Source organism: Nocardia sp. NPDC050412 (assembly GCF_044458825.1).
In the GTDB taxonomy this organism is placed as follows: Bacteria; Actinomycetota; Actinomycetes; order Mycobacteriales; family Mycobacteriaceae; genus Nocardia.
Genome location: NZ_JBITIJ010000003.1, coordinates 474710 through 492226, shown reverse-complemented (window position 1 = coordinate 492226; position 17517 = coordinate 474710). Strand labels below are relative to the sequence as shown.

18 protein-coding genes are annotated in these 17517 nt (G+C 66.0%); 3 read left to right on the top strand and 15 right to left on the bottom strand.

From position 1 onward, the window contains the following. Positions 1–235: 235 nt before the first annotated feature. The 3 genes from ACIBI6_RS10150 to ACIBI6_RS10140 all read right to left on the bottom strand — a co-directional run bounded on the left by ACIBI6_RS10150 (position 236) and on the right by ACIBI6_RS10140 (position 4904). Positions 236–2800: a ComEC/Rec2 family competence protein gene (locus ACIBI6_RS10150; RefSeq protein WP_396955792.1), complete on the bottom strand. Its 2565-nt coding sequence runs from the start codon at positions 2798–2800 to the stop codon at positions 236–238. Beyond that, the gene (locus tag ACIBI6_RS10145) at positions 2797–3918 is read right to left on the bottom strand and encodes a ComEA family DNA-binding protein (protein ID WP_364339150.1); all 1122 of its coding nucleotides are present in this window, start codon (positions 3916–3918) and stop codon (positions 2797–2799) included. Before ACIBI6_RS10145 ends, ACIBI6_RS10150 begins: the two co-directional genes overlap by 4 nt. A 170-nt stretch (positions 3919–4088) precedes the next feature. Beyond that, entirely contained in the window at positions 4089–4904 is an 816-nt protein-coding gene (locus ACIBI6_RS10140; RefSeq protein ID WP_396955791.1) for a class I SAM-dependent methyltransferase, read from the bottom strand. Between the two features lie 62 nt (positions 4905–4966). Between ACIBI6_RS10140 and ACIBI6_RS10135 the strand changes: the two genes are divergently transcribed. Then, entirely contained in the window at positions 4967–5554 is a 588-nt protein-coding gene (locus tag ACIBI6_RS10135) for a TetR/AcrR family transcriptional regulator (RefSeq protein ID WP_364339145.1), read from the top strand. Positions 5555–5574: 20 nt separating this feature from the next. Here the strand turns inward: ACIBI6_RS10135 and ACIBI6_RS10130 are convergent, their stop codons facing one another. The 4 genes from ACIBI6_RS10130 to lexA all read right to left on the bottom strand — a co-directional run bounded on the left by ACIBI6_RS10130 (position 5575) and on the right by lexA (position 8819). Then, complete coding sequence (locus ACIBI6_RS10130) at positions 5575–6309, bottom strand: NAD(P)H-binding protein (protein ID WP_364339141.1); 735 nt, start codon at positions 6307–6309, stop codon at positions 5575–5577. Between the two features lie 83 nt (positions 6310–6392). Next, positions 6393–7343, bottom strand: a complete 951-nt coding sequence (gene ligD, locus ACIBI6_RS10125) for a non-homologous end-joining DNA ligase (protein ID WP_364339139.1) — start codon at positions 7341–7343, stop codon at positions 6393–6395. Positions 7344–7580: 237 nt separating this feature from the next. Beyond that, on the bottom strand, positions 7581–8072 hold the full coding sequence (locus ACIBI6_RS10120; protein ID WP_364339137.1) for an FBP domain-containing protein: 492 nt from the start codon (positions 8070–8072) through the stop codon (positions 7581–7583). Positions 8073–8159: 87 nt separating this feature from the next. Further along, positions 8160–8819, bottom strand: coding sequence for a transcriptional repressor LexA (gene lexA, locus ACIBI6_RS10115; protein ID WP_364339135.1), 660 nt, complete (start codon positions 8817–8819; stop codon positions 8160–8162). Between the two features lie 105 nt (positions 8820–8924). Between lexA and ACIBI6_RS10110 the strand changes: the two genes are divergently transcribed. Beyond that, entirely contained in the window at positions 8925–9680 is a 756-nt protein-coding gene (locus ACIBI6_RS10110) for an NAD(P)H-binding protein (protein ID WP_364339133.1), read from the top strand. A gap of 200 nt (positions 9681–9880) precedes the next feature. Further along, on the top strand, positions 9881–11083 hold the full coding sequence (gene thrS, locus ACIBI6_RS10105) for a threonine--tRNA ligase (RefSeq protein WP_364339131.1): 1203 nt from the start codon (positions 9881–9883) through the stop codon (positions 11081–11083). Between the two features lie 3 nt (positions 11084–11086). Here thrS and ACIBI6_RS10100 read toward each other — a convergent pair whose 3' ends face one another. The 8 genes from ACIBI6_RS10100 to ACIBI6_RS10065 form a co-directional block, all read right to left on the bottom strand. Next, complete coding sequence (locus ACIBI6_RS10100; RefSeq protein WP_364339129.1) at positions 11087–11587, bottom strand: hypothetical protein; 501 nt, start codon at positions 11585–11587, stop codon at positions 11087–11089. A gap of 346 nt (positions 11588–11933) precedes the next feature. Next, complete coding sequence (locus tag ACIBI6_RS10095) at positions 11934–12776, bottom strand: DegV family protein (protein WP_364339127.1); 843 nt, start codon at positions 12774–12776, stop codon at positions 11934–11936. 3 nt (positions 12777–12779) lie between these two features. Continuing rightward, a complete protein-coding gene (gene octT, locus ACIBI6_RS10090) occupies positions 12780–13538 on the bottom strand; it encodes a diglucosylglycerate octanoyltransferase (protein WP_396955991.1) in 759 nt (252 codons plus the stop codon). A 451-nt stretch (positions 13539–13989) separates the two neighbouring features. Then, complete coding sequence (locus tag ACIBI6_RS10085; RefSeq protein ID WP_062993388.1) at positions 13990–14649, bottom strand: histidine phosphatase family protein; 660 nt, start codon at positions 14647–14649, stop codon at positions 13990–13992. Further along, positions 14646–15083 (bottom strand): ribosome silencing factor, encoded by a 438-nt coding sequence (rsfS, locus tag ACIBI6_RS10080; protein WP_364339124.1) that lies wholly within the window; start codon positions 15081–15083, stop codon positions 14646–14648. The genes ACIBI6_RS10085 and rsfS overlap by 4 nt, the downstream gene beginning before the upstream one ends. Then, a complete protein-coding gene (nadD, locus tag ACIBI6_RS10075) occupies positions 15084–15725 on the bottom strand; it encodes a nicotinate-nucleotide adenylyltransferase (protein ID WP_364339122.1) in 642 nt (213 codons plus the stop codon). A gap of 48 nt (positions 15726–15773) precedes the next feature. Continuing rightward, on the bottom strand, positions 15774–16454 hold the full coding sequence (locus ACIBI6_RS10070) for an RsiV family protein (RefSeq protein WP_364339120.1): 681 nt from the start codon (positions 16452–16454) through the stop codon (positions 15774–15776). 65 nt (positions 16455–16519) lie between these two features. After that, positions 16520–17269 (bottom strand): RsiV family protein, encoded by a 750-nt coding sequence (locus tag ACIBI6_RS10065; protein ID WP_396955790.1) that lies wholly within the window; start codon positions 17267–17269, stop codon positions 16520–16522. Between the last annotated feature and the right edge of the window lie 248 nt (positions 17270–17517).

The following is a 17517-nucleotide window of genomic DNA, read 5'->3' as shown; positions in this document are numbered from 1 at the left end:
ATCCTACGGTTCGTCACCGACACCTCCTCACACCTCGCAGGCTCCTCCGCCTTTCACCATCCGTGTTCGAAACTCGGGCCTCCCGGTCGTCTAGCTATTCCGTCCGTCATCCACGCGCTGCACTCCAGCAGGTACCGGTCCCGACTTCGGCCGGACGGATCCAACGGCGAGCCTGCGCTCCGAAGCTCCGGGGTCCAGCAGCTTGTCCAGATCGGCGCGCAGACTATCGGGACAGCTATCTGGCTCTTCGGGTGGTCAGGGTTCGCAGCTGACGGCCCTCACCCAGGACCAGTACGTCGCCCTGTTGATCGGTCCGCGCGACGGCGACACCCAGGTCGGCGAGATCCGCGAGCACACCCGGATTCGGGTGGCCGAAGGTGTTGTCGGCACCGACGCTGACCAAGGCGAGTCGCGGGTGGACGGCGGCAATGAATTCCTTCGTGGTTGTTCGCGATCCGTGGTGCGGCAGCTTCAGGACGTCGGCCTGCACAGGAGCACCCGAGTGGAGCAGTCGTTGTTGCGCTGGGGCCTCGATATCGCCGGTGAGCAGGATTCGGCCGGCAGGCGTGGTGGCGGCGATGACGATCGAGCGGTCATTGGCATCATCGGTGCTAGGCGGGCCGGTCGGGCGGTGTTGGAGTGGGGCCGGGGCGAGTACGTTCAATTCGACAGCGCCGAAACGCAATACCTGTCCCGAAGACAACTCCAGCACCGGGATGTGTTCCTGTGCCGCGAGACCAGCGACTTGTTCCGGTCCGCTGACCGATGCGCGCCGATGTCGTGGCGAATGCGGTTCGGGGGAAGAGTCCGTCGACGCATCCGAATCCGCCTCCGATCTGGTCGAATTCGATATTCGACGGTCGCCGGTGATTGCGGATTCGACATTTCCCGCTGTTCCGGAGAGCTCGCCGGGCCCGACTGCCAGGGCGTCGACCGCACGGCCTTGTAAGGCACCAGCCAATCCGGCGATGTGGTCGGCGTGCGGATGTGTCAGCACGAGCAGCGAGATCCGGTTGATGCGCAGGCGATTCAGACAGGTGCGCATGATGCGCGGGTCCGGTCCGACATCGATGACCACCGCCGTGTGGTCACCGACGGACAATGCGAGTCCGTCTCCCTGACCAACATCACAAACAGCCAATACCCAGCCAGCGGGTGGCCAGCCCGGATGCCAGACCCGCACCGGAATCAGCACGCCCGCGACGCCGAGGAGCACGGCAGCTGCGAGGCGGCGCATCATCGCCGACCGCAATGCGAGCACAGCGAAAACTACTGCCGCACAAGCGATAGCCCCGCCGGTGAGACCACCGCGCACTGAGATCTCCGCGCCCGGCACGTTCGCCGCATGTTCGGCCACGAACAGCAACCACCACAGTGGCGGTTGCGTGCAGCGCAGTATCAGTTCGGCCAGCGGCGGCCAGGCCGCAGCAAGTACGGTGCCGACCGCACCGAGCACCGTGACCGGTGCGATTACGGGTTCGACCAGGATGTTCGCGAGAATCGCGACCAGACTGAGCCGCCCGGTCAACGCGACCACGACCGGTGTCGTCACCACGAAAGCGGCGGCCGATACGGCGACGATCTCGGCTGGCACCCGCCACCAGCCGCGATCGCGCAACCAATCCGCCCAACTGGGTGCCAATAGGATCAGTCCGGCGGTCGCCAGTACCGACAGTCCGAATCCGGCTCGCACGGCAAGTTCTGGCCACAGTGCGAGCAAACCGATGACCGCGGTGCAGAGCGCGGGCAATGCTTGCTTGCGACGTCCGGTTATCAAGGCGAGCAGAGTAATCGCGCCCATTGCCCCTGCCCGCAGCACACTCGGATCCGGACGTGCCACAACAATGAACATCAGCAGTGCCGCAGCCGCGACCGCGGCACCGGCGCGCGGCCCAAGGGTGAGCAGCCGCACAGCACCGAGCACGACCGCCAACAAAATCGTGAAATTGGCCCCGCTGACCACGCAAATATGTTCCAGTCCAGCGATTTCGAACTCCTCGCGGACTTCGTCGGGCAGCGCGGAAGTGTCTCCCACCACCAGCGCGGGCAGCAGCCCCGCCTGCTGTTCGGGTAGTACGCGTGCCGCCTGCGCGAGGTCGGTGCGCACCGCCGCCGCGACCCGTTGCCACCAGGGCAAGGCACTGACCACGACCGGCGGTCCCTGAGCCCGCAGCGTGGCGACGGTGAGGTCGCGGTGCCACGGCCGTTCCGGCTTGGCCCGAAACTCCACCGCTCGCCCGGGCAATAGCTCGCCCCAGTCCATGCCGGACCCGAGGATCACCACGGTGCCACCCACCCGTACCGTCACACCGCCTTGCCGATACTCGCGCAACCGAGCCTGCACCTTCCATCGCTGCTCACCCCCGAATGCGCTGGACCGCACCGGTTTCGGATCATCGGTGGGTATCACGACCACACGCACCGAAGCGGCCGTGTTCCGCAACGGATGCGTCGCCACCCGATGCTCGCGCCATGCCCCGGCCACCGCGAACCCGGCACCCATCAGCAGCGCGGCGAGTGCGGCGACGGCGACCACCCGCCACCGCTCGCTGGGATGGGCCACCGCGCGCAAAAGCACCACCCAGAGGCCGATCGCCAGCAGCACCAGCGCCGACGCCAGCACCAAACCGGCCACCCATCCCACCGTCAGCACGACAATCGTCGCGCCCCAACAACTCAACGCGGCGGGCAGCAACCGCGCGTCGAGCACCCGTGCTGCCTGCACCGATGGCTCACCATCCTCGGCAGCCCGTCGATCGATATCGCCCTGCCCATCTGTCCCACCGTCGAATGCGGTCATACCGTCACCAGATCGCGCAGGCGGGCGAGCCGGGCCGGGCCGATGCCGTCGACCTCGCCGAGTTGGGCGACATCGGTGAATCGTCCATTCGTGGTGCGCCAGGTGACGATTGCGCGAGCAGTGACCGGGCCGATGCCCGGGAGGGCATCGAGTTCGGCTTCGGTCGCGGTATTGAGGTCGATCTTGCTCGACGGGCGTTGCGCCGCAGTGGAATTCGGTGCAGATCCGCCCGGCGGCCGTCCACCTGCACCGATCGTGGCACTGCCGAGCTGCGGCCCCGCGTTCGGACCGCTCGGACCAACGAGAACCTGGTCGCCGTCCTGGAGACGCTGCGCGAGGTTGAGCCCGCTCAGATCCGCACCGTCCTTCGCACCGCCCGCAGCGGTGAGCGCGTCGGCGACTCGCGACCCGGCGGGCAATCGCACCAGGCCCCCGCGATGGACGAGACCGACCACGCTGATCACCAATTCCGTTGTGGGACTCGTAGTTACCGGCAGGGCAGACGATGCCGCGCCGGATGATGCCGCGCCGGACGATGCCGCCATGCTTGCGGCGGACAGCCCAGCCGGTGCCGTACCGGTGCTGACGCGCACCGCGGACGGCAGCGGCACCGCCTGCGCGACCGGTCGCTCACGCAACACCACGACAGCCGCGACTACCACTGCTGCCAGTCCGACCGCGACGAGCGTCACCAGTCCCCGCCACCCCGGATCCAGTCGAGTACCCCGAAACCGTTCCGGCACAAGATGTTCCCGCCATGCCGAGCGGTGCCGCGGCTCATCCAGCCAACCCGGTGCCCGCACCTCGCCGACCGCGTCCGCCCAGTCCTCCTCATCATCGAGATCGGACCGGGCGTCCTTGGTAGACGAAAAATCGGTATCGGACTCCACAGCGTCGGATAACTCCTGGTCATCCCAGCGTCCACCGCGGACCAGCGGCGCACTTCGCCCCGATCGTTTTCCGGACTTCGACGAACGTGGCGAACTTCGACAGAGCTCAGCGCCTCGGCGGTCGTTACGCGCCGGACTCCCGGCACCGATCGTTCGGCTGGCACCGACCCGCTCGGTCAGCACGGTCAGTCGTCGGCGAATCCGCTCGCGCTCGTCATGTCGGGACATGGCGGCGACGCTAGTCCCACCGCACGGCCGAGAATCGGTGCCGACCAGGCGAAATAAAAAGTCTGTTGATAACTCCATGCCTGTGGATAACCCCGCTCGCGAAGGCGCGAATGCCTGTCCGACAACAGCGTCGGCGGGCGCACGTTACGGGGCTCGAACTGAGGCATAGGTCAGTTCCGCAGTGCTGTCAATACCGTCGTGGTGAACTGCACCGGGAAGGAACCACCAGCCGCGTCGATGGCGGCCCCGACGCCTGCCAGCACCTCTTCCTGTGTGGCAGAAGAGAATTGAGCATGACCGCCGGTCGTGGGCAGTTGATCCAGCCACTCGTCCCGGGTGTAGGTCCGCTCCCAATCGAACGTCCACTGCTCGGGATCACCGAAGCCATCCGCCGCCTGAATCCCCTCGCTCGCCTTGATCGACGGCGACGAAGACGCCGTCGTCGCCCCCGCTGCCCAACGAGCAGCAAGCGAGTCGGGCACGACCCGTTGATAGACCGCGGCGAAGCCTTGGGCCAACTCTGTTGGCGGCTGGCCCGAATTCCAGAACACGGCCAGCCGTCCACCGGGTCGCAGCACTTCGGCGGCCTTTGCGGCACCCGCGAGAGGGTGCACCCAGTGCCAGCTCTGGCCGGAGATGACGGCGTCGAAGGTTCGGCCAGCGGGGTCCCAGGATTCGAAGGCCGACACTTCGACCTCGAAGCCGTGCTTGCGCGCCCACTCAGCCATCCGCGCATCGACCTCCACACCAAGGACGCGACAACCGGCGGCCCGGAACTGCCGAGCCGCTATGCCGGTACCGATGCCGACATCGACGATCTCGAGGCCCGGGCTGGCGGCGACGATCGCATCCACCATGGCAGCCGGATAGCTGGGTCGGGCCCGGTCGTAGCGCTGCGGATCCGAGCCGAACGATTCGGCCAGCTCACGGGCTCGATGGGATTCGCGTTGGTCGGAGGCGGTGCGCTCCGGAGGTACAGTGGGCATGCGCCCACCATAGTGGGCATGCGCCCACTTGCCAACGGGTGCGCCCGAGAAAAGGAGATACCGTGCCGACAGGGGTGGCCATGCGCGATCCGCGCGAGCAGCTATTCGCTGCCGCCGAGCGAATCCTGTTGCGAGACGGTCCGAATGCGCTGAACAGTCGCGCGGTCACCACCGAGGCAGGCTGCGCCAAGGGCGTCCTGCACCGGCACTTCGCCGACTTCGACGCGTTCCTCGCCGAACTCGTCCTCGACCGCATCGGCCGAATCGATCAGCAGTCCGCCGCCCTGCGCGAATCCGCAGGCACCCGCACGGTCACCGACAATCTCACCGAAGCCCTGACCACCGTCTTCGAATCGGTCGCGGTAGCCATAGTCAGCCTCGTCACCTTCCGAGACGAACTCCGCGCCCGCCTGCGCCCCGTCCGGCCCTCCGGCGTCCCGGTACTCACCGAAGCAACCACGATGCTCGCCACCTACCTCACCGCCGAACAGGCCCTGGGCCGCATAACCCCCGAAGCCGACACCCACACCCTTGCCCTGACCCTCATCGGCAGCGCCCACCTCCTCTTCGCCGACCGAACCACCGCCCCACCCACCCCCGAAGCCACCCGCAAAGTCGTAACCACCGTCATCACAAGCGCTCTCGGCTGAGGTGGCGAGTGTCACCAAGGTCAGCGTGACCGCAGCCAGTCCCGGAAGTGGGTGGTAGCGAGGTGGGTGCCTTTGGGCGCCGTGAGCACATCTCCTTTGACGGCTGCGAATAGGCCGGCGGTCTCGTCGGTGATGACGCGGCGGTTGTCGCCGGTGATCTCCAGTGCGATTCGGCCCAGTTCGTCGAGTCGGAAGACTTCGGGGCCGCCGATATTGCGGATGCCTCGCAGCGGAGCGCCTGCGGCGACCTCGGCGACGGCGGCAGCGACCTCGGCGGAGCTGATGGGCTGAATCGGGGTGGACGGCAGCCGCACGACATCACCGTCGGTTGTCCAGTCCAGCGCCGCCACAACGAATTCCATGAACTGAGTCGCGCGGACGATCGAGTACGGGATCGGTCCGGCCTCGACCAGGTCCTGCTGCAGTGTCTTGGCCCGGTAGTAGACGAGGTCGGGCACCTGGTCGACGCCGACGATCGAGAGCGTCACGATGTGGCGCACGCCCGCCGCCTGCGCGGCGGCCAAGAGGTGGGGCACCGAGGTGCGGAAGAAGTCGAGCGAGGCCTCGTCGAAGGTCGGCGAGTTGGCCACGTCGACGACCACCTCGGCACCGCGCAGCGCCTGGTCGAGTCCGTCGCCGGTGAGGAGATCGATGCCGGTCGAGCGCGAGTGCCCGGTCGCATCGTGTCCCGCCGCGGTGAGCTTCTCCACCACCTGGGAGCCGATGAGTCCGGTGCCGATGACTGCGATCTTCATGAGCTTGCCTCCTGTTCGCTATCGGGGCGGATCGCCCCGTAGAGCACTGTGTCGACGGTCCGCACGCTGTCGAGCCCACGCGTCTAATCCGATAATGGCGCCTTCACTTCCGTCGGGGATTTGTCGGGACGCAGGCCGCGCCAGGAGGGATGGCGGAGGCGGCCGTCGCTGGTCCATTCGGTGAAAGTCACTTCGCCGACGAGGGTTGGGGTTGTCCAGATAGCGTCGGGCACGTCGGCGGTTACGGTGGGGCTATTGCGTTGTAGGTGTTGGAGTTCGGATTGGAGGTCGGCGAGGGCGGATTGCGTGAAGCCGGTACCGACGTTGCCGATGTAGACGAGGTTTCCGGAGTCGTCGTGCACTGCCATCAGGAGGGAGCCGATGGTCCGTGCGCGTCTGCCGGTTCCCGGTCGCCAGCCGACGATGATGACCTCCTGGTCGCGCATATTTTTGACCTTGGTCCACAATGGGCTGCGCCGGCCGGGGAGGTAGGGACTGTCGAGGCGTTTGCAGAGAATGCCTTCGAGGCCAAGGTGTTTCGATTCGGCGAGTACATCTGCGCCGGTGCCGTGTAAGCGCGGTGGAACCTGCCAATGCGGGCCGCGTAGGCCGAGTTGTTCCAACAGTTGGCGACGCTGCTGATAGGGCAGGTCGATCAGGGATCGGTCGCCGATGTGGAGCAGGTCGAAGATCAGGTACGTCGCGGGAATGGACTTCCGCAACGCGCGGATCATGGCGGGATTGCGCTGGTGCATGCGTGGCTGCAGTGCTTCGAAGGAGGTCCGGCCGTCGGCGGCGAAGGTGACGACCTCGCCGTCGACGACGAATCTCGGATTCCCGGGTGCGATATCCGCGAGTTCCGGCCAGGCCGCGGAGATGTCCTTATCGTTGCGCGAAATCAGCCGCAGGTCGTTATCGACGTACCCGATGGCGCGAATGCCATCGAATTTGACCTCGTAGCCCCAGCGGTCACCGTCGCCGGGGAGAGCACCCGCCAGCGCCAGCATCGCCGCATAGTGCGGCAGCCTCGTCACACCCGCCTCGTCGCCATCGCCGGTCCCCTTGCGAACTCGAACGCTGCTGACAATTAGCTGAATGATACCGACTGGTCTGGCAGGCGAGGGTTATCGAACGATTCCTCTCCGGATGAGCGGGTCCGGACCGATTCCGGGCCTGCTCAACCGGAGAGGAATCCTGAGCATCCAGAGTTCTGTTGAGTGTCGGCACATGGCATCTACCTCCATTTCATTGCTGGGACCGAATCGACGGATCTAGGTGAACAGCCTGGTGACGAAGGCGTTCATGTTGTCCCGGACTCGCTCGATCTTGGTCTCCTCGGTGATCAGATCTTCCCGGTACCGATTGCCGAGCGCGGGCGTTCGTTTACCGCGCGCGTACAGCGAACACGCCAGATCGGTGCACATATAGGTACCGATCGAGTTGCCCCGGCGTCCGGATTCGCCCGCCTTGTGCGCGGTCATCAGCGAGACGCCGCGACCGGTATGCGAGGTCAGGCAGATCGCGCACATTTGGGTACGGCCGGATCCACCGGTTTCGTAGCGCAGCGCGATGCCGAGGATGCGATCGTCGCGCGGCACAACGAGATAGCCGCGACCGGGCAGTGATGGATCGCTCCAGCCCAGGAAGTCCAGGTCATCCCACGGTCGCTTGTCCAGGTCCCGGGGCACCGGCAACTTCTTGGCGGTCGTCTTGGAACAGTTGATGAACGACGACCTGATGTCGCGTTCGGTGACGGCTTTCATGACGGCATCGACTCCTTCGATCGATCGGTGGACAAACCGAAGGAACGCTACAGCTGGTCATTAGCCCGGGCAACGGAATTTCCAGGCTCACACGCGGCGCATCACCGACACGACCTTCCCGAGCACCACCGCCTCATCACCGTCGATCACGTCGTAGGCCGGATTGCGCGGTTCCAGATAGACATGCCCGTTGCGACGCCGATACACCTTCACCGTCGCCTCCCCATCGATCATCGCGGCGACGATGTCACCGGAATGCGCCTCGTACTGTTTGCGGATGACCACCAGATCGCCGTCGCAGATCGCCGCATCGATCATGGAATCGCCGCGCACGCGCAGCCCGAAAACCGTTCCGCGACCGACGAGTTCACGCGGCAGCGTCATCACGTCGTCGGCGTGTTCCTCGGCGAGGATGGGCGTGCCCGCAGCGATATCACCGACGACCGGAACCGCGACCGAATCATCGGCCTGCTCCGCAACCACCGACGCCTGCAGGAACATCCGCACATCGATCGGCCGTGACATGGTCTCGCTGCGGCGCAGAAACCCCCTGTCCTCCAAGGACTTCAGATGCTTGGAGACCGAGGACGAGGACCGCAGGCCGACAGCATCGCCGATCTCCCTGGTATTCGGCGCGTACCCGTACCGCAGCACCCAGTCCCGGATCGTGGCGAGGATCCGCTGCTGACGCGGCGGCAGGGTCGAGGTGTCGAGGTGGTCGAAGGCATCGTGGTCGTATCCGGTCACCCGCGAATCTTAGAGGTGCGCGCGGACAATTCCGGCTTTGTCACACCGGGCCCGCCTGCGTCGTCATCCCGGTAACGACCAGCACATGCGAACCCTGGAGGAACCATGACGACCATCCTGCTGACCGGCGGCACCGGCACTCTGGGCCGCCACGTCACACCGCTGCTGGTAGAAGCCGGTTTCAAGATCCGGATGCTCAGCCGCAATGCCCACGAATCGACCGACGGCATCGAATTCGTGACCGGAGATCTGCTTGCCGGCACCGGCGTCGAGGCCGCGGTCGACGGCGCGGAGATCATCCTGCACCTCGCTGGCGGCCCCAAGGGCGACGACATCGCGACCCGGCACCTGGTCGACGCCGCCGCCAAGGCCGGTGTGCAGCACATCGTCTACATCGGCGTGGTCGGCGCCGAAAAGCTGCCGATCGGTTACTTCCGAGCCAAGTTCGCGGCCGAACAGGCCATTATCGAATCGGGCGTCCCGTACACCATCCTGCGCGCGGCCCAGTTCGACGACCTCGCCCTGAAGACCGCACAAGCCATGGCGAAGAGCCCGGTCGTCCCCGCGCCCGGCGCGGTGCTGTGGCAGCCGGTCGATTCGCGGGAGGTGGCCGCCCGGCTCGTGGAGCTGACGCGCGGCGCACCGGCCGGGCGGGTACCCGATCTGGTCGGGCCGACGGTGTACACGATGGCCGAGCTGATCCGCGGCTACCTGAAGGCCGAGGGTAAGCGGCGGTTGTTCCTACCGGTTCCGGTGCCGGGCAAGGTCGGGCGCGCGTATCGCGGGAAGGAGAATCTGACCCTCGATGGTGCGACCGTCGGCAAGCTCACCTGGGAGAACTTCCTCGCCGAGCAGGTGTGAATCTCCTTGCACAACGCAGGAATAATTGATGTGCCAGCGCCATGACCGTTCTGCTACCGTGGCGCATATGAAGCGCGCTGCTGTGACGACGACGCCGGAGACTGTCCCGGCGCGCTGATCGTTGTCCTGATCGAAAGCCCCGGGCGAGTGCCCGGGGCTTCGTCTTGTGGTCACTCGCCCGCTGTCCGCGAGGAGACCCCGTGCACGACCACCGCAAACTCGGCCGCGAACTCGGCCTGTTCGATACCGACCCACTGATCGGATCCGGCCTGCCGTACTGGCTGCCCGACGGCGCCACTGTGCGCCACGCACTCGAGGAATTCATCCGTACCGCGGAACGTCGGGCCGGGTACCGGCACGTGTACTCACCGGCACTCGGAAAGCGGGAGCTCTACGAAATATCCGGGCACTGGTCGCATTACCGCGACGACATGTTCCCGCCGATGGAGTTGAGCGGCGAACAGGTGGTGCTGCGCCCGAGCCTGTGCCCGCATCACGCGGTGATGTTCCGTTCCCGCTCGCACAGCTATCGCGAATTACCTTTGCGGATGGCCGAATTGGGCGGGATGTATCGATCCGAACTCTCCGGCGTACTCGGCGGACTGACCCGGGTCCGCGCGATCCAGCTCAATGACGCACACATCTTCTGCACCGTAGATCAGGTCGCCGACGAGGTCGCGGGCGCGCTGGACCTGATCCGATCGGCGCACGCGGCCATGGGCATCCGCCCCACTCGATACCGGCTGTCCTTGCCCGGTCCGGGCGGGAAATACGTTGCGGCCCCGGAACTCTGGCAGCAATCGACCGCCATGCTCACCGACGTTCTCGACCGCTCCGGCCTGCCGTATGAAGCAGCCGAGGGCGAGGCCGCGTTCTATGGTCCCAAGATCGATATCCAGTTCACCGACAGCGCCGGCCGCGAATTCACCCTCTCCACCGTGCAGGTCGACTTCCACCAAGCGGAGCAATTCGACCTGCACTACATCGGTGCGGACGGCGCCGAACACCGCCCGGTCATGGTGCACCGCAGCATTATCGGCAGCGTCGAGCGGGCCGTCGCGCACCTGATCGAGGTGCACGGCGGTGCGTTCCCGGCTTGGCTGGCCCCGACCCAGGTGATTGTCCTGCCGATTTCGGCGGCCGAGGCGGCGCCCGCCGAAGCGCTCGTCGAACGCTGTCTCGGGCTAGGACTGCGCGCCGAAACCGCCGATCAGGGCAGTCTCGGCGCGCGCATTCGCGAAGCTCGCCTGGTCCCCTACCAAATTGTGATAGGTCCGAATGAGGTCGCGAATGACCTTGTCGCGGTGCGGCTTCGGGACGGACAGCGCCTCGATCCGCTACCTGCTGACGAATTGCTTCGCCGCATAACCGAACTCATCGCCGCGCACAGCATCGAGCTGTGACCCTCAGTGCTCGGTGACGAAGTGGATCGCCAAGCGATCGCATAGTTCACCGAGTGCGCACGCATCGATGTGTGGCGCGTCCGGCCACGCATCGGCGTTCGTCCACGGCACCGAGGCGGGGGTGCCGTGCGGGCGAGCGAATACATGCTGGTGGAAGTGCGCGACGCTCAGTCCGGTGATCGCGGAGAATACGAATTCCGGTGCCAGCTCGACATATAACGCGTGCGCGGCGCGCCGAGCGGCCCAGCCAACCGCCCGCGCCTCGGCGTCGGTCAAGGTCGATAACGTCGGTGCGTGCCGCCGGGTCTCCACGAAGAGGTAGCCCGGCACCGGCATGCCCTCGGTGAGCGGCCGATGCGTCACCAACACCAGGTCGTCCGCGTAGATCACCGGGCCGACCAGCGCGCCGATCCCTCGATGCTTATCGCAGATCGGACATTCGTCGCCCACATCCTCACCGTAGCTTCCGTGCATCGCCTCGATATCGAAGCTGCGCCATCCCACTCGATATCGCCGAGCGCCCTTGCGGCACTTGATGTTATCCCGCTGCCGAGGTCGGGTCGGGCGGTGTCGCCGGGCGGCGCCGCCGCACATTGCGGATCGTGGCATCGGCGATCAGTTCAGAGCCTCGGAGGCCATCTCATCGCGCAGGATCACCGCGTCCGGATGCTCCCACTCGACCGATTCGACGGTCAGCGGCGGATTGATCGGAGTTACGGAACTCGTCATGCCGCGACGTTAGTCACCTCCGGTGCCGACCGAAGGGGTTGCGATCACGCAGAAATTATTACGCCCACCACGCCATTCGACCGGACATGCGGCACGTCCGCGAGTGCTGGACCGTAGCCGATCAGGCGCAGCCACCCGGGACGACCAACACACCGACCGCACCGACGCCGAGGTGAACGCCCAGCGTCGGCCCGAATTCCGCGACAATCAGTTCACGGATACCGGGCAGTAGCTCCCGCAGTTGGCTGGCGACGGTATTCGCGGCGTCCTCGGCACCCAGGTGTTGTACGGCGACGGCGGCGCCATCGTCACCCGCCGCATCAACCGCAGCCGCAACGAGTTTGGCGTAGGCCTTGGAGCGAGTACGCACCTTTTCGCGCAGTTCCAAACGGCCCTCGACGATCTGCAGCAGCGGTTTGCTGACCAGTTCGCTGCCGAAAAATGCTGCGGCGCTACTCAATCGACCGCCGCGGCGCAATTGTTCGGTGCGGTTCACCAGAACGAAGGTGCGTGATCGGCTGGCCGCGGCGACGGCGGTGTCGTAGACGATATTCAATGTCGCGCCACTGCGCGCGCGGCGGGCGGCGGCGAGCACCGGCAGACCGGTAGCCAGACCAGCGCCGAGTGAATCGACCAGCCGTATCTGATCGGCGGCGTCCATATCGCGGACCGCCTGCCGTCCCGCTTCCCAGGTACCGGAGAGTTGGCGCGAAAGATGTACCGCGACAACACCGTCCCCGTTGCTGCGCTCCAGTGCCTGCTCGTAGACCGCGCGCAGCTCACCGGGTGAGGCCGCCGAGGTCGTCACGGTATCCGAGCCGTAGTCGATATCGATGGCGTCGACGCCTTCGCGGATGGCACGGTCGCCGACCAGAACATGCAGCGGGACAACGGCAATGTCCAACTCACCGACGAGTTCAGCAGGGAGGCTGGCGGACGAATCGGTGACCACCACAACGGCCACGGACTACCGAACCTCCTGCAAGGTCTTCACCATCGCGTTCGCCACCGCGGTATGTCCGGCCCAGCCCCAGTGGATGCCATCGGGATTCGCATCGCCGGAGAAGACGTCCTCGCGCACCGCTTCACCGAGATCGACCAGCGGGACGGAGGTCTTGGCCGACCATGCGCGCAGCGCCTTGACGGCACGCTCCCGGCCACTGTGCACATGCCCGTAGGCGGCACAGTTGTGCACTGACGGCAGCACCGCCACGACCGGCAGATCCGGACGCAGCTGTGCCAGGGCCTCGCGCGACTGCTCCAGGTAGTCCACGCTCACCTTCGGCGGCAATGCGACCGGGCGACCGAGTTTCGACAGCTTGGGCTGCAGCCAGTTGTAGGTGCCGCGGACCCCGCGACGCAGCACCGGCGGGCGCACATAGCGGATCAACTCGCGCAGCGCGGTCGGCAGCGGCGACGGCAGGGTGTCCATGCCGCCGACGGCGAAGACGACCGCACCCGCGCGCGGCACCGCGGCCCAGACCCGGGGATCGCCGATCAACGCCCAGTAGGCGTCGCGGCAGGTCCAGCCGATCCGCCCGATCAGCTCGACATCCCAATCGAGTTCGGCGCCGACCAGGTTCGGCCAGATTTTCGGATGGTCCGCGGGCAGGCCGCCCTTGGGACCGAAATAGGACAGCGAGTCCGCGATCACCAGCAGCACCGGGCGATCCGATTCATCGGTCGAGGCCGGTTCGGCCGCGGCGGCCGAAACCTCGTCGCCGATAATCGTTTCGAGCGCGGATGCCGATTCGGGATCGTCGACACCCGAATCCTCTGTGGACTCGTCACCGCTTGTCGAAACCGCGGCCATGACCTCGGGCGCGGATTCCGCTGCGGGAGCTATGGACTCGTCGGTGGAAGCAGCGTCGGTCAACGACTCGTCGGTGACCGAGGCCACGATATCCGTATCGGAAACTGCCGCAACACCTTCCGGTGGTTCACTCGCAGGTTCGGCCGGCTCCGCACCAGTTGTGAATTCGGGCGCGGATGCGGCGGGCTCCTCGTTACCTTCCCCGGAGTCGGCGGCGACCGATTCGTCGCTGTCGGACTCGGCCGGTTCCCGCGCCTCGCCGTTCTGCACCGGGAGAGGTCCGAATAGCGCGTCCGGGATCGCCCGTTCGGGTTTCGCCGAAACCCGACGGAACAATTCATCCGGTACCTGACGAACCGGTTCTTCAGAGGACATCCGGGGCCACCTTCGCCGCTGCGTTCCACACATCCAGGCGCCAACCGGGCTGATCGATGCTCGGACCGTGACTGCTCAGCTGCACCCAGCTGGTATTGGCCAAACCCCCCAGGGCAGGCCAGTTCCGCGGCGGCAGGTCGAGCAGCGCGGCCGTGAGGGCGGCGATCAGCCCGCCGTGCGCCACCAGGATGATAGTCCGGCCCGGCCAATCCTGCCGCTCGGCGAACAATTCCCGAACAACCGGTAGTGACCGTGCGCCCACCTCGAGTTTGCTCTCACCGCCGGGCGGGGTGTAGGCCGCGTCCAAGCGCCAGGCCACCCGCGCGCCCGGGTAGTCGGCGTCGACCTCCAGGTGGGTCAACCCCTCCCAGTCGCCGAGGTTGGTCTCACGCAGCCGCGGATCCGGAACCACCGGAAGATCGGTGTGGTCGGCCAGTGCCGAAGCGGTATCGAAGGCGCGCCGCAGATCGGAGGAGACGATGGCGATCGCATTGCGCGAAACCAGTTCGCGCGCGGCCTCTTTCGCCTGACGACGACCCAGCTCGGTGAGATCGGTGTCGATCTGCCCCTGCATCCGGTCGGCAGCATTCCATTCGGTCTGCCCGTGCCGCAGCAGGATCAGCGTGCGGACGCCGGCATACTTACTCACTCGCGTTCTTCCCCCGCTTCACCACGCACCGCCACACCCTCGGACTCGGTGTGCTTGAACACCTCGGTCCCGGCCGCGAGCCCGTCCACCGGAACCACCGGACAATCCTTCCAGAGCCGTTCCAGCGCATAGAAATTGCGTTCGTCATTGTGTTGGATGTGCACGACGACGTCGACGTAATCCAGTAGCGCCCACCGACCCTCGCGGGTGCCCTCGCGCCGGACCGGCTTATGCCCGGCCGCGCGCAGCTTCTCCTCGACATTATCGACGATGGCATTGACCTGACGCTCGTTCGGCGCGGAGGCGATCACGAAGCAGTCGGTAATCACCAACTGTTCGGACACGTCGAGCACCACGACATCGGTGGCCAGCTTCTCGTCCGCCGCGCGCGCGGCGACCTGCGCCATCTCCACCGACTCGACAGATGCGCTCAATTATCTACCTTCCACTCCTACGGGCACATATAAATGCCGCTTCGATATGTACTGCACGACGCCGTCGGGCACGAGGTACCACACCGGCCGATTCTCGGCGGCGCGGCGACGGCATTCACTCGATGAGATCGCCAACGCCGGGATCTCGATCATGGTCACCGCATCGACCGGTAGGTCACGCAGATGCTCCTCGAGATGATCGATGTTCAGCTCATACCCCGGTCGGCTCACCCCGACGAATTTCGCCAGTTCGAACAACTCCGCCCAATCCTGCCACGTCAGGATGTTGGCGAGCGCGTCAGCTCCGGTGATGAAGTACAGCTCGGCTTCGGGATGCTTGGTGCGCATCTCGCGCAGGGTGTCGACGGTATAGGTGACCTTGCCCCGGTCGATATCGGCCCGGCTGACCGAGAATCGGGGGTTGGAAGCGGTCGCGATCACGGTCATGAGGTAGCGATCCTCGGCCGGGCTGACCTGCCTGTCGGCCTTCTGCCACGGCTGTCCGGTTGGGACGAAGATCACCTCGTCCAGTTCGAATCGGTTCGCGACCTCGCTGGCGGCGACGAGGTGGCCGTGGTGGATGGGGTCGAAGGTGCCACCCATCACCCCCAGCTTGCGTCGACGGCGCCCGTTCTCCTGCATGAGAGCCGAGCTTAACCGGTCGGTTCGGTCCGAGCCGGGGCCGGACGGTCAACTGCTGACGACTGCCCGCAGATCCGGCTTCAGCACTGCGTCCAGTTCAGACCATGGGATCGTGATGTCGATATAGCCCACCGCATGCGAGGCGATCTCCCCGAGGTAGACGCGCAGACCATCGGGCATGGCCAGCCAGTCCTTGAAGTTCTCCACCGCCGGTGCGATGCGCTGCTTGTCGTAGGGGTTCGTGCCGACGCGGGTCTTCGGGATCTGCACCTCGGCCTGTGCCGAGAGCCGATCGAGGGCTTTCGGCACATCGGTGAACAGTTCCGGCAGGGTGAGCGCCTTGCCGGTGTCGATATCGGTCACATGCGTGCGTTTGAAGGTGGTCGGATGCAGATAGCCGTCGTCGACCTCGATGCCCAGCACACCGCTGAGCACATGGCGCCCGATATGGGCGACCTCGCTGTGGAATCCGCTCACCTTCCGGGTCTGCGCCGCATCCCGCAGGAACGGCTCCACCTCGGCGCGCAAGCCTTCGTTGAAGTCGGTGCGCGCATCGTCGGTTCCGCCGTCGACCTGCGGCAGGTCGAAGGAGTACCAGGTCCCCTCGAGTCGAATCGAGGTCGCGGTGAAGGCCGGTGCCGCTGGTGCCTCGGCCCGGTCGGCGGACCCACACGCCGTGAGTACGGCGAACAGGACGCTGACCAGGACAGCGGCAGCGGTCTTCCTCATTACGCCTCCCCGAATAGCTCGCGTTCGTGCCCGAGAAGCTACCACCGCAAGCTATGGCAGGTTCATCAGCTGCTGAGGATCGCGCGCATCCCCGGCTTCAGCACGCCGTCCAGCGCGGACCACGGCACGATGACATCGATATTGCCCGCGGCGTGCGAAGCAATTTCACCGAGATAGATCCGCATGCCCTCGGGCGTGGCCACCCAGGTCTGGAAATGCTCGGCGACCGGAGTGAGCAGGCTGTTGCTATAGCCGGTCGCCCTCGGGTTCTGCTGTACCTGGGCCTCGGCCTGAGTCGAGAGCGTGTTCAAGCCCTGCTGCAGGTCGGTGAACAGATCGGGCAGGGTGATGGCCTTGCCGGTATCGATATTGGTGACGTGCGCGGCGTCGAAGCTGTTCGGGTGCGCGGCGCCTTCGGAGTACATAACGACAACCAGATGCCCGCTGAGCACCTGCGAACCGATGCGGAGGACCTGGCTGTCACCGCCGGTGACCGAATCGCCCGGCCGGTTGATCCGATCGATCCATTCCTGTGCACCGGCCCGCATCGCCTCATTGAATTCGGCTCTGGCATTGGCCTTTCCACCTCTCACCTGAGGCACGTCGATCTTGTAGCCCGTGCCCTCGAGACGAAGTGTTGTCGCGGTGAAGGTTTCGGCTCGAGGCGATCCGGCGACGGTCGTCGACGCTCCCGCCGCGGCCGAGGTCGCGGGCACCGACGATCCGCCCCCGGTCGTCGGAGAGTCGTCCGGCCCGCAGGCCGTGAGTACTGCGGCGCTGGCCAGCGCACCGATAACCGCGGCGGTCTTCTTCATCCGGAGCTCCGAATCGACGTCGCACCGAGCCGATCTCGGTGTCCCCCGCAACAATGCCCATGCCACCTAACAGTTTTCTTATCATCCGCAAACGTCGGCGAGCCCGAGCCAGCAGGGTCATTCCGGTGCGTGCCGCGAAGGTCGGAGGCAATCGCAGATCAACGTTGCTAACCGCTGTGGGTCGCGAATTCCGTTGCGGCAAACAGCAACCGCTGCGATCGCGAGACAGCCGGGGCGGCCGCCCCGTA